The sequence below is a fragment of the Verrucosispora sp. WMMD1129 genome, from assembly GCF_029581255.1.
Taxonomy (GTDB): Bacteria; Actinomycetota; Actinomycetes; order Mycobacteriales; family Micromonosporaceae; genus Micromonospora; species Micromonospora sediminimaris.
In genome coordinates, this window is sequence record NZ_CP120741.1 from 5,903,717 (window position 1) to 5,922,413 (window position 18,697).

The following is an 18,697-nucleotide window of genomic DNA, read 5'->3' on the forward strand; positions in this document are numbered from 1 at the left end:
TGAACCTGTGAGAGAAGGGACGATGAGGCACCGCACGGTCCGTACTCGCACTGAGAGGCAGTTGTCGTGAAGCACGCACCGGTTACCCTCAGCCCGTACGACCCGCAGTGGGCTGCGCTATTCGAGCAGGAGCGGGTCAGCCTCGAAGCCGCTCTGGCGCAATGGCTGGTCGGGCCGGTTGAGCACATCGGCTCCACATCGGTTCCCGGGTTGGCGGCGAAGCCGATCATCGACATGATGGCACCGGTGCGCAGCCTGTCAGAGGCGGCAGCCGCCATCGAGGTGGTGACCGCTCTCGGCTACCGCAACGGTGTGCACCGTCCGGAAGAGGCGCACTACTTCTTCAAGCCGGAGACCGACAACTGGTGGGAACGTACCCACCAACTTCATCTCACCGAGCCGGCCTCCCTGCTCTGGCGGCGACGAGTCGTCTTCCGCGACGCGCTCCGGTGCCGGGCGGACTACCGGTCCCGGTACGAGCAGCTCAAGCGCGATCTCGCGCACGCTCGCGGCACCGACCTCATGGCCTACGCGCGCGATAAGGACGACTTCGTCAACGAGGTCCTCGGCGTGCGCGACAGGACGCAAGCTCCGACCGTCAGTTACTCCCGGAAACCGTGACAGTCTCCGACACCCGACGGATAAGGCCGAGCGGATCAGCGCGCACTCGATCATGAAGTCGCGCTGGGGGTGGGGCCGGCGGCGGTCCTGTCCGTACGGCAGGGGTGTGTGTTGGTGGATGCTGCGCGGGTCGCGTGCAGCGATGCCAGGAGTCGTAGCCGGTCGGCGTCGGCGCTGCCCGGCTCGGTGGTGAAGACGAGCATGACGGGTCCGGGGTTTCCCGGTAAGGGGTAGGTGTCCCAGTCCAGGACGATGTCGCCTACCTCGGGAATCCGGAAGGTCTTGGTGCCGCTCACCGACTCCCGTACGTCGTGCCGGGCCCACAGCCGCCGGAAGTGGGCGCTGCGGATGCTCAGTTCGCCGACGATCGCGGTGGCGCGTGGGTGGGTGGGGTCGGTGGCGACGGCGGCGCGCATCATGCCGATGTAGTCCAGAGCCTGCTGCTCCCAGTCCGGGCAGCTCCGCTCGCCGGTCAGCGTGTCGTCGAACAGCAGCAGAAGCATGTTGAGCCGGTCGCTCGGGTAGGCGTCCGGGTCGCCGAGCAGCGCCTGCGCCATCGGGTTCCAGTCGAGCAGATCGAGATGCCGGCCGAGGATGACCGCGGGGGTGTCCATCACCCGCAGCAGGCGCCGGGTGCTCTCCGGTACCCGCTCCGGATCGCGGTTCACGCGGGCGGGGGTGGGCCGGCGGGCGGCGTGGGCCAGGGTGAACAGGTGCCGGCGTTCCTTGTGGTCGAGGCTGAGCGCGCCGGCAAGGGCGTCCAGGACGTCGTCGGACGGGCGTACCTCCCGGCCCTGCTCGATGCGCTGGTAGTAGTCGGTGCTCAGCCCGGCCAGCAGGGCCAGCTCCTCGCGCCGCAGCCCGGTGACCTTGCGCCGGCCACCCGGCTCCAGGCCGACGTCGTGTGGACGCAGCCGGCCACGCCGCGCGCGGAGGAAGTCGCCGAGCTCCCGAGCGTACGGATGAGGACCGTTCATGCCGCAAGTGTGCCGCGGCCCGGACCGCCGAAGGTAGGTCCCGCAGACCTAGGCAACCGCGAACGATGGAACCGGCCCGGATCGCTCCTAACGTCGACGGCCGCAGCGCACCGACACCCCTCAGGAGCAGCAGATGACCGGATGGACCGCCGACCGCATTCCCGACCAGCACGGTCGGGTCGCCGTCGTGACCGGCGCGAACTCGGGCCTCGGCCTGGTCACCGCCACCGAACTGGCCCGCCACGGCGCCCACGTCGTGCTTGCCGTCCGCAGCACTCCCGCTGGCGAGGAGGTCGCCCGCCGGATCGGCGGCGACGTCGAGGTCCGCGAGCTGGACCTGGCATCCCTCGCCTCCGTGCGGGCCTTCGCGGCGAAACTGACCGGCGACCACCCGGCTATCGATCTGCTCGTCAACAACGCCGGTGTGGTGCTGCTCGGCCCGCGCCGCACCTCCGCCGACGGATTCGAACTGCACCTCGCCACCAACATGCTGGGCCACTTCGCCCTGACCGGTCTGCTGCTCGGGAACCTGGCCGCGGCGCGGGACGCCCGCGTGGTCAGCCTCAGCTCGATCACCCACAAGAGCGCGCACCTGGACTTCGCTGACCTGATGTTCGAACGCGACTATCGGGCAACCACCGCCTACGGCCGGTCCAAGCTCGCCACCACGATCTTCGGCATCGAACTGGACCGGCGCCTGCGCGCCGCCGGGGCGCCGATCGTCAGCGCGCTGGCCCACCCCGGTCTCACCCGCACCAACCTGACTCCGCGCGCCTGGGAACACCGTGGCCGGTTCGGGCGAATGATCGCCTGGGCCGGGCTGCTGGCGACCCAGCCGGTGGAGCAGGGTGCGCTGCCACAGTTGTGCGCCGCGACCGAGCCCGGTGTACGCGGCGGCCAGTTCTTCGGACCGTCCGGGCTCTGGGAGACGCGGGGCAGGGTCACCGAGGCCCGGCTCAGCCGGGAGGCCGCCGACCCGGCCGTCGGCAAGCGGCTGTGGGCGGCAGCCGAGGACCTGACCGGCGTCACCTATCCCTGACCCACCACTCGGTGGTCGACATCTGCTTGGGGCGGCGACGAGGGTGGTGGGCGTTAAAGTCGCCAGACATGGGACTTCTGACCTTCAGCCTCAACGTCACCTTGGATGGTTGTGTCGACCATCAGGAGGGGATCGCCGACGACGAGACGCATGCCCTTTTTACCCGTCTCATGGATGAGGCCGGCGCGATGCTGTGGGGCCGGGTCACCTACGAGATGATGGAGAGCTACTGGCCTGCCGTCGCCCGCGGCGACGTGGAGGCGCCGCCGGCCTTGCGTGAGTGGGCGGTCAAGCTGGAGGCCAAACCGAAGTACGTGGTGTCGTCGACGCGCCAGGACTTCCCGTGGACCAACAGCCACCACATCGCCGGCGATCTACGCGAGGGCGTGCAGAAGCTCAAGGACACGACCCCGGCGGGGGTCCTCCTCTGCAGCGGCAAGCTCGCGACCGAGCTCGACCGGCTGGACCTGATCGACGAGTACAAACTGCTCGTCCATCCCAGGATCGCCGGCCACGGTCCGACGCTGTACCAGGGCGGGCTTCCCGGCACGCGTCGGCTCGAGCTGCTCTCGGCGGATTCGCTGCGCAACGGTGCGGTGGCCATGCACTATCGCCGCGCCAGCTGAATCACAGCAGTCCGGTCGCCGCCAGCGCGGTGCCATGCTGGCGGGTGAGGTCTTCGGTGGCCGACCTGGTGTGGAGAACCGGGCAGTGCGGCTGGCTGTCGTACCCGTGTGTGAGGCTTCGGGGCATGGCGACTTTCGTTCTGATCCACGGCGGCGGGGGCAGCGCCTGGGACTGGCATCTGCTGGCCCCTGAGCTGTCCGGAGCGGGCCACGACGTGGTGGCGCCGGAGCTGCCGATCGAGGACAGGTCTGCGGGTTTCGCCGAGTTCTGCGAAACGGTCGTCAGCGCGATCGGTGACCGCAGTGACCTTGTGGTCGTCGGGCACTCGTATGGGGCTTTCACGGCTCCACTGATTGCCGACAAGCTACCGGTGCAGCTGATTGTGCTGCTCACGCCGATGGTCCCGCTGCCGGGTGAGCGGCCCGGGGACTGGTGGGACAACACCGGTTACCGCGGCACGGAAGGGCTCAGCGAGGAGCAGCAGTTCTACAACGGCGTACCGGCCGAGATCGTCGCTGAGGCTGCGGCGCACGGCCGGGACCAGGTCAGCGCGGAGTGGAACGAGCCATGGCCCCTGGACGCCTGGCCGGCCGTGCCGACGAAGGTGCTCATCGCCCGTGAGGACCGGTTCTTCCCGGCGGATTTCCAACGTCGGGTGGCCGCCGACCGGCTCGGCGTGACTCCGGACGAGATTGACGGTTGCCACGCTTTGGCGCTCAGTCATCCGAGGCAACTCGCCGACCGGCTGACCGCGTACCTGCGGCACTGACGCCTACCACGGGCGGGCCGGGAGGCTGTGCACCGGTGTCGCCGAGGAGGTTGAAGGTCCGTGGTGGCGTGAGACGGATCGCTCAGGCAAGGGGCGGCGCATCCTGCGGGTTGGTGGCGTCGGGCCACCAACCCGCAGCGCAGGGGCATGATCAGTGACTACAATCCGCAATCCCTCAGCGGACCGTGAAGCGGATCTCCTGCTGCGGTGCTAGACGGCATCCCGCTGGTCCAGCCACTTGAGAATCGCCTGGTTCGTCTCTTCCGGCTTCTCCTGCTGAATCCAGTGACCGCAATCCAGACTGATCACTTCCACATTCGGCACGAATTCCGTCAGCCTTTCAGACCTCGCGACCGGGTCGCGGTCGCCGTAGATCATGAGGGTGGGCTGTTGGATGATCGGGTTCACGTCGGCGAGCAGACGCCAGTTGCGGTCCAGGTTCCGGTACCAATTCAGACCGCCCGTGAAACCTGTTGATTCGAAGGCGGAGACAAAGACGGCCAGCTCGTCGTCGCTCATGATGGGATCACCGAGTGGGGTTTCCATTCTGGCGAGGTTGATCCACACGTTGCCCGGCTGCGGCTCTGTGAGGGGCACGTTCTTCCGGTACAGGTTCCGAAGGAACTGGAACGTGTTCTCCTCGAACACGGCGTCCGCGACGCCCGGCTGTCGGTTGAAGTGGACGAAGTAGAAGTCGCTACCGAGCACATCCTCCATGAACTCGATCCAGGGCCTGTCCCCGCGCTCGAGGTACGGCAGGCTCAGGTTGATCACCTTGTTGACGCGGCTCGGGTGCAACAGGGTCAGGCCCCAGACGACGGCCGCACCCCAGTCATGGCCAACGAAGGTGGCATCGTCGTATCCGTAGTGATCGAGCAGTGCGACGAGGTCGCCCGACAGGTGTGCGATGTCGTAGTCGGTGACTTCGGCCGGGCGGGACGAGTCGCCGTAGCCGCGCTGATTCGGGACGATGACGTGGTAGCCCGCTGCGGCTAGGGCGGGCATCTGGTGACGCCAGGAGAAGGCGTGCTCCGGCCAGCCGTGACAGAGCACGATGGGGTTCCCCGCGTTCTGCCGGCCGGCTTCGAAGACTTCGAGCTCTACACCGTTGACCGGAACGCGGGTCGGCTCGGGGAATTCGGTTGTCATGCCGGGATCATGCCGACCGATACCGGTCACCTCCTGACCGGTTTTCGTGGAAGTGTTGTCGAGGTGCGAGCCGACCGGTTGATGGCCATCCTCCTGCTGCTGCAACAGCGCGAGCAGGTGACCGCAGCGGAGGTCGCCCGGGAGTTGGAGATCTCCGAGCGCACCGCCCGCCGCGACCTCGACGCGCTGGGTATGGCCGGAGTCCCGGTGTACTCCATTCAGGGTCGAGGCGGCGGCTGGCGCCTCGTGGGCGGTGCCCGCACCGACCTGTCCGGATTGACGGCGAGTGAGGCCCGCGCCCTTTTCCTGGTCGCTGGCCCGGCCTCGGCTGCGACGCCGGCCGTGAAAGCGGCGCTGCGCAAGCTCGTCCAGGCCCTGCCGGAACCTTTCCGGGCGCAGGCCGAGGCGGCAGCGTCGTCGCTCGTGATGGACCCGCAGCGATGGGGGGCGAGCCGGGGAGAGCCGCGACCGCCCCGTTTCCTCGACGCGCTCCAAGACGCGGTGATCCGCGGGGTTCAGGTCCGGCTCGGCTACGTCGATCGCGAAGGGACCGAAACCGAGCGAACCGTGCACCCGCTGGGCATCGTCGCCAAGGGCCCCTCGTGGTACCTCGTCGCCAACACCGAGGCCGGACGGCGGACCTTCCGGATCGACCGCGTCTCGTCCGCCGATCCGACCTGCGATCCCGTACACCGGCCCGAGGACTTCGATCTCGCCGAGAGTTGGCGCGCGATCGCCGACGAGGTCGACCGCAAACGAACGCCCCTCGAAGCCCGGGCGGTGTGCGCGCCCCGGGGGATAGGCGTGCTCCGGATAGGATTCGGGGGCCGGCTCGAGGTGGGAGGCGCCACGACCGACGGCCGCATCGAGGTCGTGATCCGCGGCAACGACGAACGCACACTCGCTGGCGAGCTTGCCGGGTTGGTCGAATGGATCGAGGTGACCGGCCCTCCGGGTGTGCGCGACCACCTGGCCTCGATCGGCACTACGCTCGTCGAGCGATACGGCTGAGACCGGCAGCCCTGGGGAACCCGGACCTGAGCGACCTGTTGGCCGCCGCCGAAACCGGCATTCCGCAGCGTGGTCGACAGCGACGCGCCGACGTTCCTGCCCCCGGGCGACACACCGGCCCGGATCACCGAGGCGGGCCGACTCGCCGAGCAGCCGGTACCGCAGTCGCCGGCCGCCGTCGTCCGTTGCGTCCTTGGCAGCCTGGCCCTGGCCCACCGCCGGGCGGTGCGTCAGGTGCAGGACCTCTCCGGCCGGCAGGTCGACGCGGTGCACATCGTCGGCGGGGGAGCGCGCAACGCCCTGCGCTGCCAGCTCACCGCGGACGCGTGCGGGCTACCGGTGCTGGCCGGGCCGGTGGAGGCCACCGCGATCGGCAACCTGCTGGTCCAGGCGCGAGCGGCCGGCGTGGTCGGTGGTGACCTTGCTGCGTTGCGGGGGCTGGTGCGGCAGACTCAGCGGATCGTGCGCTACGAGCCTGGCGACGGGTCCGGGACGGCGCGGGCAGCCGAGCGGCGGGTGGGGGTGTGAGGTGCGGATCGCGTTGTTCGTGACGTGTCTGGCGGACACCCTGTTTCCGGAGGCGGCGAAGGCGACGGTGCGGTTGTTGGAGCGGTTGGGGCATGAGGTGGTGTTCCCGCCGGGGCAGACGTGTTGTGGGCAGATGCACGTGAACACCGGCTATCAGGAGCAGGCGGTGCCGTTGGTGCGGCGGCACGTGCGGACCTTCGACCCGTTCGACGTGATCGTCGCGCCGTCAGGGTCGTGTGTCGGGTCGGTACGGCATCAGCACACGATGGTGGCGCGGCGGGCCGGTGATGTCCGGTTGGCGGCGCGGGCGGAGTCGGTGGCAGCGCGGACGTTCGAGTTGTCGGAGCTGTTGGTTGATGTGCTCGGGGTGACTGATGTGGGGGCGTTCTTCCCGCATCGGGTGACGTACCACCCGACGTGTCATTCGCTGCGGATGTTGCGGGTGGCCGATCGGCCGGTGCGGTTGCTGCGGGCGGTGCGGGGGCTGGATCTGGTGGAGTTGCCGGCGGCCGAGCAGTGTTGCGGGTTCGGTGGCACGTTCGCGGTGAAGAACGCGGACACCTCGACGGCGATGCTGGCGGACAAGCTGCGGCACGTTGTCTCCACCGGTGCGGAGGTCTGCACGGCCGGGGACGCGTCGTGCCTGATGCACATCGGTGGCGGGCTGTCGCGGTCGGGTGGCGGGGTGCGTGCGATGCACCTCGCCGAGATCCTGGCCTCGACCGAACAGGACGAGAGCCCCGGCGAGCGGGATGAACTGGTGGTGCGGTCGTGAGGCGGACGTTCCTCGGCATGCCGGCGACCGCCCCGGCGGGTGTCGGGCACCTGCGGGGTGAGGAGCCGTTCCCGGCTGCCGCCCGGCGGGCGCTGGCGGACACGCAGTTGCGCCGTAATCTCGGGCACGCCACGGCGACGATCCGGGCGAAGTCGGCGGGTGTGATCGGTGAGGTGCCGGACTGGGAGCAGTTGCGGGCGGCCGGTAGCGCGATCAAGACCGACGTGCTGGCCCGGTTGCCGGAACTGTTGGAGCAGTTGGAGGCCCGGGTGAGCGCGGCCGGGGGAGTGGTGCACTGGGCGGCCGACGCCATTGAGGCGAACGCGATCGTCGTCGACCTGGTACGCGCCACCGGTAGTGACCGGGTGATCAAGGTCAAGTCGATGGTGACGCAGGAGATCGGTCTCAACGAGGCCCTTGAAGCGGCCGGGATCGCGCCGGTGGAGACGGACCTGGCCGAGCTGATCGTGCAGCTCGGCGACGATCGGCCGAGTCACATCCTGGTGCCGGCGATTCACCGTAATCGGGCCGAGATCCGGGAGATCTTCCTGCGGGCGATGCCGGGAGTGGATCCGGAGTTGACCGACGAACCGGCGGTGCTCGCGGCGGCGGCGCGTCGGTTTCTGCGGCAGACGTTCCTGTCCACGTCGGTGGCGGTGTCCGGGGCGAACTTCGCGGTGGCGGAGACCGGCACCCTGGCGGTGGTGGAGTCAGAGGGTAACGGTCGGATGTGTCTGACCCTGCCGGAGACGCTGATCACGGTGATGGGTGTGGAGAAGGTGGTGCCGACCTGGCGGGACCTGGAGGTGTTCCTGCAACTGCTGCCCCGGGCCTCGACCGGGGAGCGGATGAACCCGTACACCTCGATGTGGACCGGGGTCACCCCGGGTGACGGGCCGCAGGCGTTTCATCTGGTGCTGCTGGACAACGGCCGCAGCGCGGTGCTCGCAGACGAGGTGGGCCGGCAGGCGCTGCACTGTATCCGCTGCTCGGCGTGTCTGAACGTGTGCCCGGTGTACGAGCGCACGGGTGGGCACGCGTACGGGTCGGTGTATCCGGGTCCGATCGGTGCGGTGCTGTCCCCGCAGCTGACCGGGGTGGCCGACAACGCGTCGCTGCCGTACGCGTCGTCGCTCTGCGGAGCCTGCTACGACGCCTGCCCCGTGAAGATCAACATTCCGGAGTTGCTGGTGCACCTGCGCGGCCAGGCGCCACATCCGCGCGGTGAGTCGGCCGCGATGGCCGCCGCCGCGTACGCCATGGACCACCCGGCGCTGTACGCGGCGGCGCAGCGCGCGACCCGGCTGAGCCGGCTGGCCGGCCGGCGTGGTCGGGGCCTGCCGCCGCCGTTGTCCGGCTGGACCGCCGGCCGCGACCTGCCCGAGGTACCGGCGCAGACCTTCCGGCAGTGGTGGGCGCAGCGGTGAGTGCCCGGGAGATCATCCTCGCCCGGCTGCGGGCCGCCCTCGATCCCGCGCCGGCCCCGGTCGAGGTGCCACGTGACTATCGGCGCGACGGCGCGGTCGACCTCGACCGGCTGGTCGACCGGCTCACCGACTACCGCGCCCACGTGCACCGGGTCGCCGAGACGGCCGTCGCCGACACCGTCGCCGCCATCCTGCCGACCGGCGCGACCGTCGTCGTACCACCGGCACTGCCACCGGCCTGGCTGCCGGCGACGGTGACCGCCCTGCCCGACGACGACCTCGACAACAAGCAGATCGCCGCCGCCGACGGCGTGATCACCGCCGCCGCCGTCGCCATCGCCGACACCGGCACCGTCGTGCTGGACGGCTCACCCGACCAGGGACGCCGCGTCCTCAGCCTCCTACCCGACCTGCACATCTGCGTGGTCCGCGCTGCCCAGGTCGTCGCCAACGTGCCGCAGGCACTCACCCGGCTCGCCCCGCACCGACCACTGACCTGGATCAGCGGCCCGTCAGCCACCAGCGACATCGAACTCAACCGCGTCGAGGGCGTCCACGGCCCCCGCACCCTGCACGTCATCCTGCTGCCCTGAGTTCACCCGGCATCGGCTGACCACCGGCGACGGCATCCCGCCGACCCCAAACGGGGGCGGCGGGGGGTATCCGTTAACCACCGGCGAAACTGCCCGATGTGGCCGGACGCTGACGCCCACCCTGACACGACGCCCGGGCGGGGAGGTGAGCGCTCACCGCGTCGGGGTCGATGAGTTGATGGAGGTGTCCGCCGGGAACCTCTGCGACGCTCCAGCCCCGGGTGCGTGCCTCTTGCGCCATGCGGTCGTACGGCGGCCGGCGGTCGGGGAACAGCGGCGCGACGGTGTCCTCGTCCCACCAGTTCGTCCATTGCGGCAGCCGGCCCTCCGTTGCGATCGACCGCAGGTAGGTCAGGCGTTCGGGTGACGCGGTAGGCGTGGGCCCGTACCGCGAGGGCAGACTGGCATCGACGAACACGCACCCGACGACCGGACGGTCGGCAGCCGGTACGACAGTTGGCACCAGAAGACCGGCGTTGCTATGAGCAACCTGCGCCGCACGACCGCAGTGTCAGACCGTCTCGTCGTCGAGAACGCTGCTGACGCCGCGAAGCTGCGCAACGTAAGCCCTACCGACCAGCCTCGGCGGAATGATCCGGGTCAGCACGCGTACCGGTGGGGGAACGGGTTTGTTGGTTCGTTCGCGCACGGCTCGCCGCGAGACCTTGCGCACGCGGCGGGCTCGCAGCATCTCGTAGCGGCGCAGCGTTCGCGGTACGTCGGCGGGGGCGACGCGCAGCGCGCGGCTGAGCAGCCAGGCGTCTTCGAGTGCCTGGTTGGCGCCCTGCGCCTGGGTGGGCGGGAAGGCGTGCGCGGCGTCGCCGAGCAGGGTCGCTGCACCACGACCCCACTGGTCCGGAACCTGATGGGTGACGTGCCGGAACGGCTCCAGGTCCTCTTCGCGGATATTCCCAAGCAGTTGTTCGACGAGCGCGCCGTAACCGGTGAACCGGTTGGCGAGGGCGGCGACGGGCGAGCCCTCCAGCGGCTGGTGGACGTCGAACCACCACATGAGAAGCCCGTCGCCCGAGGGCAGGAGGCCGACCAGACCAGCAGGGCCTACGACACAGACACCCGTGGTGCCGGTGGCCAACTCGGGCAGGACCGGCGACAGGCCCTGCCAGGTGGTCCACTCGTTCGCGGTGGCGGGCGTCGGGTCGAGGACCGCGCGGCGCACGGTGGAGCGGTGCCCGTCCGCCCCCACAACGACGTCGGCCTCGTGGCGGTCACCGGTGGCGTCGATCGCGGTCACACCGTCGGGGCGGACCTCGACGTCAACGACCTTTCGGGAGAACTCCACCGACACCCCCTGCGCGAGGTGCTCGATCAGGGCGTACCGCGGTACCGAGGTCACCGGGAAGCCGGTGCGCTGGGCGAGGACCGTCAGGTCGGCGCTGACTATGGTGCGGCCGTCGGCGGTGCCGAACCGCAGCGTGTCGAGACGGCCGCCGAAGCCGTCGAGTGGCGCGCCGAGCCCGGCCAGCGCCGCCGCACCGTTGCTGAAGATGGTGACCGCCGCGCCCCCCGTCCGCAGCTGCGGGGCCTGTTCGAAGACGCGTACGCGATGCCCCGAGGTCGCGAGCCCGCGGGCGAGGGCGAGCCCGCCGACGCCGGCCCCGGCGATCAAGATGTGCACAGAACCCTCCCCGTTCACTACGGCCGTTGTACTACGGATGCTGTCATATGATGGTCGGGTGCCGCCACCGAACGAACGACGCCGGGCGCAGCTCGCGGATGCCGCCATCGATCTGCTCGTGGAGTCGGGCATCCACGGCGTCACACACCGGGCCGTCGACCGGCGGGCCGGGCTGCCAGCCGGAACCGCGTCGAACTACTTCCGGAGCCGGGAAGCTCTGCTGGTGGCGACCGCCCGCCGGATCGTCGAGCAGCACCAGGCCGACATGGCCGAGGCGAGCCGACCTGACGCTGCGGCCGTACCGGGCAAGGGAGACAGCGTCGAGCTCGCCATCGACCTGATCTCGGGCTCGCTGATGCTGGCCGCGGGCCCGCACCGCGCGCGGTACCTGGCCGTCTTCGAGCTACGCCTGGAGAGCCTGCGGCAACCGGCGCTCGCTGCGGTGATCGACGAATTGACGGCGGCGATGGCGGCATTCACGGGCGGGTACCACGCCGAGCTCGGACTGCGGATTCCCCCGGCTGCGATCCCGCCGATGCTCGTGATGTACGCAGGCGCGCTCTTCGCGTTGGTCACCGGGCCCGCGGAGGCCGTGACACCGGCGGCCGTACGACCGCTCGCGGCCGCGATCGTGCGAGGCGGAATCGCGGCGGCACAGGCGTAATCGTGCCGCCGAGGCCACCGCCAGGGTGGCCGCGCCGTGCGGTCTCCTAGCGGTGCGCTCGGCTTCGTCCGCCCACCGCTCGGCCTGCCGCAGCCGAATCCTGGACCGTCCGTGACTCATGCGCGCATCTTCTCCGGACGTCGCCCGGGCGACTCCTGCCCGCGGATGAGCGGCCGCCTACCGCGCCGGCGATACTTGCGCGGCGCCTGCCGCGTCTGCGGCAGCCGGTTACGCCGTCGGCCGCAGCGCGAAGTGCATCCATCTGCGGGACGACCAGCGGTGCGTCCGGCGACATGATCGGGCGGTACCCGGCCATCGAGGAGAAGATGATGACAACTGGGGCTCCCGGTACGGACGGAGCTCTGGCGGGGCTGGCCCGCTTCTGTCAACGACGTCGCCGCTTGGTCCTGCTGGCCTGGACCGTCGGCGTGATCGCCGTGGGGTTCATCGGCTTCGGCTTCACCACCTCCCTGCTCGGCCCCGACGTCGCGGTCAAGCAGGGCGGGCTCGGCATGGCCGTTGCCGCGCTCATCGACGCCACCATCGTGCGGATGGTGCTCGTCCCCGCGGTGATTGAGCTGTGCGGCAAAGCCAACTGGTGGATGCCCGGACGCCGGGCACCGAAGCCGACCCTGCCCGTGCCGACCAGGCTCGCGGACGAGGCCAGCGTCTGACCCTTTCCAACACCTACAGCGCCGCGCAGCCGTACGCCACATGCGGCGGCACGAACTCTCGCCGCCGCGCGACGACCGGGCGGTGCGACCCGAAGACATCGCACTTGCTGAACGAGATGCACGAGAAGGAGAAGGCACATGGGTTCATCGAGAGTCTCGATGCCAGTCCGACGGATGCTTACGGTGACCGCAGCCGTCCTGGTCGGAGGCATCACCCTCGCCGTACTGCTCGGAGCGACCGGGCTCGGCGGACCGGCGGCCGCCGACGGACCGGGAGCCGCCATCGACGCCTACGAACTGACCACCGGGCGATTCGTGTCCCTCGTGGGCGCGCTTGCGGCGCTGGCCGGCGTGGTCATCGGCGGACTGGCTCTGAGCCGCCCCAGTAGTCGCATCGGCACCCGCCGCGGGCGGCTCGGAGCCACAATCGCGCTGATGGCAGGGCTGGTCGGCATGGCCCTCGGCGGATATGTGGTGGCCGCCGCCAAGGGTGGTCCCGGCACCGGCTACGGAATAGTCGGTGGCGTCATGGCCCTGGTGGTGGGGCTGATCGCCGTGGCCCTCGGCGGACTGGCCCTGGCCCGCTACCGCCGGACCGGCCGGCTGAGCAGCTGACCGGGCGTGCTGAGGCGTCCCCCTGCTCGTATCAGACGGGCAGGGGGACGCCGGCAACAGCGACAACCAGCGCTGTACTCGCCGAGACCAGTTCACCGGACAAGGCCGTAGCCGGCGACCGTCGTCGGGTTCGAGGCGATCCAGCAGAGGATTGCCGTGTCCGGTTGGGCTACCACTGCCGGGTGGTGATCAGCTGGAGCTTGTGAGCAGTTGGTCGGCGGCGCGCTGGATGCTCTGGCTGAAGTAGGCGACGTCGGTGTAGTTGGGGGTCGGCTCCTCGCCGATGTCCCAGTCACAGTCCGAGCCGGCGCTCACGATGCCGACCTGCTCCCAGACGCCGTGGGGAAGCCGGTGCAGGGCTGGCCCGCCGGAGTCGCCGGGGCAGTGGCTCCTCTGGTCCACCGACTTCGCGCAGATGGTCGACCTCGGGTACTCAGGGTGCTCATCCCACCAGGGGTCGTCGAAGCACTGCTCGTCCGGCAGGAACGGCAGCTTCACCTTGTGGAGGAAGCGTTCCTGGGGGCCGCCTGACTTCTTCGTGCCCCAGCCGGTCACGGTAAGCGTCCGTAGCTGTCGGGGCTCGGTGGCCAGCCGCAGGATGGGCAGGTCGAGCGGCCGTTCCAGCTTGATCACCGCCCAGTCCGGTCCATCCCACCACTCGGTTCCGCCGATGTGAGCGGTGGATCTGGTCATCGTCCGGCGTGGGTTCTTGAGGTCGACGGTGCCGGAGACGACCGTCAGGCTGTCGGCTGGCTGCTCATCGACGCAATGCTGGGCGGTGAGCACCAGCTGCGGGTGAATAAGGGTCCCGCCGCAACCCACCGGCAGAAGCCGGACCATCCACGGGAACTCACCGGGCGCGGCCCGTTCACCGCCGCTGATTGCCGCGGCCGGAGCCGCCGTTACCAGCACGGCGGCCGATGCCACCACGGCGATCAGGAGTCGTTTCAAGCGCATCTGACACCCTTCGATGGACTACCGGTACGGAGGTAGAACGGCGCCAGCGGGCGTTTTTGTTGCAACCCGAGGGAGATCCGACGGCCGGCACCACCCCTGTACGCCGTGCGGAGCGTCGCGGCGGTGGGGCTGTGGTGTTCGGGGGTTCAGTCGGACGGGGTTGTTTCGGGTACTTGAAGGGCTCGCCCGCACACTGCCACCCAGTTGGCTTCGACGGCGACGTGGTCGACGGTGTTGGCCAGGTATCTGATGGGAGCGTTGGGCTTGAGCGGCAGGAGCGCGTCGAGGATGTCCATGTAGAGCGACTCCCGCAGGATCTCGGCGAGCAGTCCTGGCAGTCTCGTGGGCATGTCGGACAGCGGTGGGCAGCCGGCAGCGACGAGAGCCTCGATCTCGGGCCAGTCGTCGCTGCCGTTACGGACATCGGCCAGTCCGTCGTTGAAGAAGGTGTCGTAGACCGGTTGGAACACCGTGACGAGGTGCTGGATCGGCACGTGCAGGCAGTACGGTGCCACCGACCAGCCTGGAACATCCTGGCCGAACTGCATCGGCCCTCGGCGGACGAGCTCACCGGCTGCGACGGGAGTATCGGCAACAAGGGCGAACACGGCAGCCAGTATGCCTCCCTCGGTGCGGGATGCCCTACCCGCTTATGAGAAGGCCAAAAGTGGCATCGGGCTGTGCCGGATGCTGCTGAACGCATCCTCGTGCAGGTCGAGGAGGATGCGAGGCTCGTGCGCCGCGACGCTGATTACCGGACGGGTCTCCGCAGTCACTGAGCGCCAACGCCGCCGGTCGCGTAGGTATGAGGTGCCGCTGAGTCGGGCCAGCGTCAGCTCAGCCTCAGATTGTGCTGTTCGAGGGCGGCCTCGATGGTGTCCAGTGCTTTGGGTCCCATGCCGTGCAATCTGGCCAGGTCTGCGCGCGGCACGCCCGCGAGCTGGCGTAGGGCGGTGTAGCCGGCGGCGTTCAGCGCCCGCGTCGCGGGTGCGCTGATCTTCGGCAAGGTGTCAAGGGACGAATCCATCGCTCGATGCTAGACCGCCGACACCCGATGGAGACCTGTGACGCTCTCCTTGAGCAAAAGATCAGGTGGAGAAGGGGCCAGATGGGACAGGATCATCGGGTCGGTTTGTACGCGACGACGAGCTCCCAGGTGCCGGGCAGCACCGCCACGTGGTGGAAGCCGGTCTCCGTGAGCAGGGTGGTGTAGAAGTCCACCTCGCGTAGGCGGCTGACGCTGCTGTCGACGCCGATCAGGAAGTAGCTCCAGAAGAACTGCATGGCGAGCCGGTCGGGGGTGCGGAACTCCTCGCAGATCAGGATCAGCCCGCCGGGCTGCAACGCCGCGTACGCCTGGCGGACCAGGTCGCGGGCGACCGCGTTTGGCCAGTCGTGCAGAACCCGGACGAAGGACAGCGCGTCGTAGCCGCGCGGTAGGGGTTCGGCGAAGAAGTCGCCGCCGACGAAGCCGAGCCGTTCCGGGTGACCGCGGTCGTCGCGGGTGGCCGCCACCAGTGGTTCCACCGCCGGCAGGTTGTACACGTCGGCCCGCAGGTGCGTAGCGGCGTCGAGGATGTGTGCGGCGAGTGTCCCGTCACCGCCGCCGACGTCGAGCAGGCGGTGCCGGTCCGACCAGAGTCGAGGTGAGTGCCGGCGTATCGTCTCGATCGCCGGTCCCAGCCCGAGGGCCATGCTGCGTTCGAACTCCGCGGTCTGCTCGGCGGTCTTCGGTGGCCAGGCGAAGCCGTCGTCGATGCTGACCTCGCCGCGTAGGCTCTCGGCCAGCCGGCCGTGCAGCTGCCGCCACGGGTAGCGGTCCCGGTCCCGTTCGGTGGCGCCCGGCCCGACGACCGCGTTAACCGCGTCGCGTAGCCCTGGCACGGCTCGGTAGCTGGTCGCGCCGATGTCGTCGCCGGGCTCGTCGCGGATGACGAAGCCGAGGCTCTCGATGCAGTCGAGGAATTTGTACAGCCGTAGTGGGAGCACCCCGAACCGGGTGGCCAGCGCGTCGAGGCGGACCGGTCCGGCCTCCAGCGCGTCGAGCAGCCCCAGGTCGAGTGCCGTGTGCAGGACGTCCATGGCCTTGGGGCCGTTGACGAGCAGGCTCATCAATGCCCGGGGCGAGAGGGTGACGGTCACCGGTGCAGCTCCTCTTCCAGCGCATCCATGAACAGGTCGATTTCGTCGAGGGTGTTGTAGACGTGCGGGCCGATCCGCAGATAGCCGCGCCAGCTGCAGATCGCGTCACGGGCGGCCAGCCGCCGCTTGACGGCCTCGCCGTCGGGGATGTCCAGGCACACCACCCCGCCTCGCCGGGCGATGCTGGTGGGGCTGACCACGACGATGCCGGCGGCGTCGGCCCGGTCCAGCAGCCGTTGGGTGAGCGCCAGCGAATGCCGCCGGATGGCGTCGATACCGACACCGAGCAGCAGGTCCAGACCGATCTGGGAGATCAAAGAGGTGAGCGGGTAGGGGGTGCCGCCGGCGAAACGACGGATACCGGTCGCCCAGCCCGGTGACGGTCGGAAGGTCAGCGCGCGGTCGCCGGCCTGCCAGCCGGTGGCGGCCGGAGTCAGCAGTGGCACCAGGTCCGGCCGGACGTAGAGGAATCCGGTGCCGACACCGCACAACCATTTGTGGGAACCGCCGATGACCACGTCGACGCCGAGCGCGGTGACGTCCAACGGCATCACCCCGACGCTCTGGAAGGCGTCCACCACCACCAGCGCGCCGACCTGGTGGGCGCGGGTGACCAGGCGGGACAGGTCGGTAGTGGCGCCGGAGGTGAAGCTGGCGTGCGGCACGCACACCAGCAGCGTCCGCTCGTCGATCCGGGCCTCCAGCGCGTCCTGGTCCAGGTGGGGACCGCCGGTGCCGACCACGTCGAGCTGCGCGCCATATCGGGCGTACGCCCGGAAGATGAACGGCACCGTCGGATAGTCGAGATCCGTGATGACGACGCGGTTGCGGGGCGGGCGGTAGTCGAAACAGGACGCCACCCGGGCCAGGAAGGTGCTCAGATTCGCATCGGTGATCACGCTGCCCGGCGGCGCGCCGATCAGCGCGGCCACCGAGTCGGCGTACCGGTCGAGGCCGACGTGCCAGTCCTGCCAGACGTCGTCGCGCCAGGTGCGCAGCGTCTCCCAGTAGTCGTGCAGCACCCGCTCACCGCCCCGGGGCACCGCGCCGGTGGAGTTGCTGTTGAGGTAGACGCAGGTGTGCACAAGCGGGAACTCGGCGCGCAGGGCGGCGTGCGTGCCCGCGTCGAGGCATCGGGGGCTGTGCTCGGGCTGGCTCATGCGCAGCGCCTTCCAGTCGGGCCGGCCGCCGGCGGATCGGTGGTCATGGGGGTGAAGACCGGTGCTGCGCTGTTCGCCGCGAGGTACGGCGTGCCCTCGGTGTAGCCGGTGCCGGTCTGGGCGCCGAGCATCCACACCGCCACGCGGAGATGGGTCCGGCGCCATTGCGTCAGGGCACCGGCGAACGCAGCCATCCGTCGCGCCACCAGGGCGCCGTCGGCGCCGGTGAGCCGGCCCTCAGACACCGCCGACCGGTACGCCTGGTCGACCGTCGGCTGGCCGACGCGTACCCGGGCCTGTATCTCCGGTACCGACTGGTAGGCCACCGAGTCCAGCCGATCCGCCTGCGGGGTGCGACACAGCGATTCGATGAGCTTGTACGAGCGGGACTGGATCGCGCTGGCGCCCTCGGTGTACTGCCGGAAGGTACGGAACGACTCGGGCTGCATGGTGGCCAGGAGGGAGAAGAGTGGAGCCGCGGCGCGCAGCAGGTCGCCTGCGTACCCGAGCCGGTCGGCGGCGGTGCCCGGTGTGTGCCCGGCCAATGCGGCGACCGCCGCGCGAAGTTCGTCGGCGACCCCGGCGAAGAGGCACTCGTAACCCTGGAGTACCCGGATGAACAGGTACTCGTCGTGCGTCACGTGGACCGGCAACATGGTCAGCCGCAGCAGCGGATCCCCGGGGAACGCCAGGTCCCGGGCGATGGTGTGCAGGTTGGCCGCGGTCGTGGTCGGGGCGTCGCTCCCGATCGCCTCGGTCATGCCGAGACGGGCCAGCGCGGGTGCGGCGGCTCGGACACCGAGTCGGCAGCGTTTGACGACCACCGCTGGCCCAGGTCTCTGCAACGGAAGTAGCCCGGTCGTGCGCGCGTCGGCGGCCAACTCGAATGCCAGTGCGTCGGCGACCAGGCGGACGAGGAGCCGATCCCGGGTCTGCCGCCGGGCGGCGGTCTGCGCGCCCGGGGTCGGATCGTTTGGTCCGCAGGGCAGTCGGAGCAGCCGCAGGGCGAGGTAGCTGCGGTAGTCGTAACGGCCGTCCCACTTGTCCAGTGCGACGTCCAGAAAGTCGGTCAGCTGCCGGACCGCGGCGTCGCCGGTGCCGGAGACCGGGCGGGTCACCGCCTGCCGGGCGCTGTCGAGCAGGGCGAGGAAACTCTTTTCCGCGAAATGTTTGCCGCTGCGGTGAAACTCCTTCAGCACTGGGGAGTAGGGAAAGCGGCGCGGTTCGGTCGGGCGCGACAACCAGTGAATCAATGGACGCACGTGCCACCCCTCGAAGTTGACGAGACGAACCTCACTGACGGTCGCCGGAAATGCCGGCGACCGCAGCTGCG

General features: G+C 69.8%; 22 protein-coding genes. 12 read left to right on the forward strand and 10 right to left on the reverse strand.

From position 1 onward, the window contains the following. Nucleotides 1-66 precede the first annotated feature (66 nt). Nucleotides 67-621: a GrpB family protein gene (locus O7624_RS27430; RefSeq protein ID WP_282237863.1), complete on the forward strand. Its 555-nt coding sequence runs from the start codon at nucleotides 67-69 to the stop codon at nucleotides 619-621. A 50-nt stretch (nucleotides 622-671) separates the two neighbouring features. On the opposite strand, the gene O7624_RS27435 is transcribed toward O7624_RS27430, so the two are convergent. Continuing rightward, nucleotides 672-1,598: a helix-turn-helix transcriptional regulator gene (locus O7624_RS27435; protein WP_282237864.1), complete on the reverse strand. Its 927-nt coding sequence runs from the start codon at nucleotides 1,596-1,598 to the stop codon at nucleotides 672-674. 133 nt (nucleotides 1,599-1,731) lie between these two features. Here O7624_RS27435 and O7624_RS27440 point away from each other — a divergent pair, with 133 nt between their 5' ends. Both O7624_RS27440 and O7624_RS27445 read left to right on the forward strand, forming a co-directional pair. Further along, nucleotides 1,732-2,637 (forward strand): oxidoreductase, encoded by a 906-nt coding sequence (locus tag O7624_RS27440; RefSeq protein ID WP_282237865.1) that lies wholly within the window; start codon nucleotides 1,732-1,734, stop codon nucleotides 2,635-2,637. A 68-nt stretch (nucleotides 2,638-2,705) separates the two neighbouring features. Further along, complete coding sequence (locus tag O7624_RS27445; RefSeq protein WP_282237866.1) at nucleotides 2,706-3,263, forward strand: dihydrofolate reductase family protein; 558 nt, start codon at nucleotides 2,706-2,708, stop codon at nucleotides 3,261-3,263. Between the two features lies 1 nt (nucleotide 3,264). On the opposite strand, the gene O7624_RS27450 is transcribed toward O7624_RS27445, so the two are convergent. Continuing rightward, nucleotides 3,265-3,390 carry a hypothetical protein gene (locus tag O7624_RS27450; RefSeq protein ID WP_282237867.1) on the reverse strand — a complete coding sequence of 42 codons (126 nt, stop codon included), beginning with the start codon at nucleotides 3,388-3,390 and terminating at the stop codon, nucleotides 3,265-3,267. Between O7624_RS27450 and O7624_RS27455 the strand changes: the two genes are divergently transcribed. Further along, the gene (locus tag O7624_RS27455) at nucleotides 3,389-4,033 is read left to right on the forward strand and encodes an alpha/beta hydrolase (protein WP_282237868.1); all 645 of its coding nucleotides are present in this window, start codon (nucleotides 3,389-3,391) and stop codon (nucleotides 4,031-4,033) included. The genes O7624_RS27450 and O7624_RS27455 overlap by 2 nt on opposite strands. A 210-nt stretch (nucleotides 4,034-4,243) precedes the next feature. Here the strand turns inward: O7624_RS27455 and O7624_RS27460 are convergent, their stop codons facing one another. Further along, entirely contained in the window at nucleotides 4,244-5,182 is a 939-nt protein-coding gene (locus tag O7624_RS27460) for an alpha/beta hydrolase (RefSeq protein WP_282237869.1), read from the reverse strand. A gap of 9 nt (nucleotides 5,183-5,191) precedes the next feature. Between O7624_RS27460 and O7624_RS27465 the strand changes: the two genes are divergently transcribed. From O7624_RS27465 to O7624_RS27485, 5 genes are all read left to right on the forward strand, one after another. Further along, complete coding sequence (locus tag O7624_RS27465) at nucleotides 5,192-6,193, forward strand: WYL domain-containing protein (RefSeq protein WP_198413264.1); 1,002 nt, start codon at nucleotides 5,192-5,194, stop codon at nucleotides 6,191-6,193. 69 nt (nucleotides 6,194-6,262) lie between these two features. Continuing rightward, on the forward strand, nucleotides 6,263-6,721 hold the full coding sequence (locus O7624_RS27470) for an FGGY-family carbohydrate kinase (RefSeq protein WP_282237870.1): 459 nt from the start codon (nucleotides 6,263-6,265) through the stop codon (nucleotides 6,719-6,721). 1 nt (nucleotide 6,722) lies between these two features. Next, nucleotides 6,723-7,496, forward strand: a complete 774-nt coding sequence (locus tag O7624_RS27475) for a (Fe-S)-binding protein (RefSeq protein ID WP_282237871.1) — start codon at nucleotides 6,723-6,725, stop codon at nucleotides 7,494-7,496. A gap of 17 nt (nucleotides 7,497-7,513) precedes the next feature. After that, on the forward strand, nucleotides 7,514-8,923 hold the full coding sequence (locus tag O7624_RS27480) for a lactate utilization protein B (RefSeq protein ID WP_282240774.1): 1,410 nt from the start codon (nucleotides 7,514-7,516) through the stop codon (nucleotides 8,921-8,923). After that, nucleotides 8,920-9,516 (forward strand): LUD domain-containing protein, encoded by a 597-nt coding sequence (locus O7624_RS27485; protein WP_282237872.1) that lies wholly within the window; start codon nucleotides 8,920-8,922, stop codon nucleotides 9,514-9,516. Before O7624_RS27480 ends, O7624_RS27485 begins: the two co-directional genes overlap by 4 nt. A gap of 511 nt (nucleotides 9,517-10,027) precedes the next feature. Here O7624_RS27485 and O7624_RS27490 read toward each other — a convergent pair. After that, nucleotides 10,028-11,152 carry an NAD(P)/FAD-dependent oxidoreductase gene (locus O7624_RS27490; protein WP_282237873.1) on the reverse strand — a complete coding sequence of 375 codons (1,125 nt, stop codon included), beginning with the start codon at nucleotides 11,150-11,152 and terminating at the stop codon, nucleotides 10,028-10,030. Between the two features lie 58 nt (nucleotides 11,153-11,210). Between O7624_RS27490 and O7624_RS27495 the strand changes: the two genes are divergently transcribed. The 3 genes from O7624_RS27495 (at nucleotide 11,211) to O7624_RS27505 (ending at nucleotide 13,105) form a co-directional block, all read left to right on the forward strand. Further along, nucleotides 11,211-11,816 carry a TetR/AcrR family transcriptional regulator gene (locus O7624_RS27495; protein ID WP_282237874.1) on the forward strand — a complete coding sequence of 202 codons (606 nt, stop codon included), beginning with the start codon at nucleotides 11,211-11,213 and terminating at the stop codon, nucleotides 11,814-11,816. 401 nt (nucleotides 11,817-12,217) lie between these two features. Continuing rightward, nucleotides 12,218-12,490, forward strand: a complete 273-nt coding sequence (locus tag O7624_RS27500) for a hypothetical protein (RefSeq protein WP_282237875.1) — start codon at nucleotides 12,218-12,220, stop codon at nucleotides 12,488-12,490. Between the two features lie 174 nt (nucleotides 12,491-12,664). Further along, nucleotides 12,665-13,105 (forward strand): DUF6223 family protein, encoded by a 441-nt coding sequence (locus tag O7624_RS27505; RefSeq protein WP_282240775.1) that lies wholly within the window; start codon nucleotides 12,665-12,667, stop codon nucleotides 13,103-13,105. Nucleotides 13,106-13,294: 189 nt separating this feature from the next. Here the strand turns inward: O7624_RS27505 and O7624_RS27510 are convergent, their stop codons facing one another. The 6 genes from O7624_RS27510 to O7624_RS27535 form a co-directional block, all read right to left on the reverse strand. Next, nucleotides 13,295-14,056 carry a serine protease gene (locus tag O7624_RS27510; protein WP_282237876.1) on the reverse strand — a complete coding sequence of 254 codons (762 nt, stop codon included), beginning with the start codon at nucleotides 14,054-14,056 and terminating at the stop codon, nucleotides 13,295-13,297. Nucleotides 14,057-14,208: 152 nt separating this feature from the next. Then, on the reverse strand, nucleotides 14,209-14,670 hold the full coding sequence (locus tag O7624_RS27515) for a hypothetical protein (protein WP_282237877.1): 462 nt from the start codon (nucleotides 14,668-14,670) through the stop codon (nucleotides 14,209-14,211). Nucleotides 14,671-14,894: 224 nt separating this feature from the next. Continuing rightward, a complete protein-coding gene (locus tag O7624_RS27520) occupies nucleotides 14,895-15,089 on the reverse strand; it encodes a DNA-binding protein (RefSeq protein ID WP_093411060.1) in 195 nt (64 codons plus the stop codon). A 92-nt stretch (nucleotides 15,090-15,181) separates the two neighbouring features. Beyond that, complete coding sequence (locus O7624_RS27525) at nucleotides 15,182-16,204, reverse strand: methyltransferase (RefSeq protein ID WP_282237878.1); 1,023 nt, start codon at nucleotides 16,202-16,204, stop codon at nucleotides 15,182-15,184. After that, a complete protein-coding gene (locus O7624_RS27530) occupies nucleotides 16,201-17,364 on the reverse strand; it encodes an aminotransferase class V-fold PLP-dependent enzyme (RefSeq protein WP_282237879.1) in 1,164 nt (387 codons plus the stop codon). Before O7624_RS27530 ends, O7624_RS27525 begins: the two co-directional genes overlap by 4 nt. After that, nucleotides 17,361-18,626: a tryptophan 2,3-dioxygenase family protein gene (locus O7624_RS27535; protein ID WP_348774968.1), complete on the reverse strand. Its 1,266-nt coding sequence runs from the start codon at nucleotides 18,624-18,626 to the stop codon at nucleotides 17,361-17,363. Before O7624_RS27535 ends, O7624_RS27530 begins: the two co-directional genes overlap by 4 nt. Between the last annotated feature and the right edge of the window lie 71 nt (nucleotides 18,627-18,697).

Coding starts and splice junctions, on each gene's coding strand:
- O7624_RS27435 (WP_282237864.1), bottom strand. CDS start 1,598: ATGAACGGTCCTCATCCGTACGCTCGGGAGCTCGGCGACTTCCTCCGC.
- O7624_RS27440 (WP_282237865.1), top strand. CDS start 1,732: ATGACCGGATGGACCGCCGACCGCATTCCCGACCAGCACGGTCGGGTC.
- O7624_RS27445 (WP_282237866.1), top strand. CDS start 2,706: ATGGGACTTCTGACCTTCAGCCTCAACGTCACCTTGGATGGTTGTGTC.
- O7624_RS27455 (WP_282237868.1), top strand. CDS start 3,389: ATGGCGACTTTCGTTCTGATCCACGGCGGCGGGGGCAGCGCCTGGGAC.
- O7624_RS27450 (WP_282237867.1), bottom strand. CDS start 3,390: ATGCCCCGAAGCCTCACACACGGGTACGACAGCCAGCCGCACTGCCCG.
- O7624_RS27460 (WP_282237869.1), bottom strand. CDS start 5,182: ATGACAACCGAATTCCCCGAGCCGACCCGCGTTCCGGTCAACGGTGTA.
- O7624_RS27465 (WP_198413264.1), top strand. CDS start 5,192: ATGCCGACCGATACCGGTCACCTCCTGACCGGTTTTCGTGGAAGTGTT.
- O7624_RS27480 (WP_282240774.1), top strand. CDS start 7,514: ATGCCGGCGACCGCCCCGGCGGGTGTCGGGCACCTGCGGGGTGAGGAG.
- O7624_RS27505 (WP_282240775.1), top strand. CDS start 12,665: ATGCTTACGGTGACCGCAGCCGTCCTGGTCGGAGGCATCACCCTCGCC.
- O7624_RS27520 (WP_093411060.1), bottom strand. CDS start 15,089: ATGGATTCGTCCCTTGACACCTTGCCGAAGATCAGCGCACCCGCGACG.
- O7624_RS27530 (WP_282237879.1), bottom strand. CDS start 17,364: ATGAGCCAGCCCGAGCACAGCCCCCGATGCCTCGACGCGGGCACGCAC.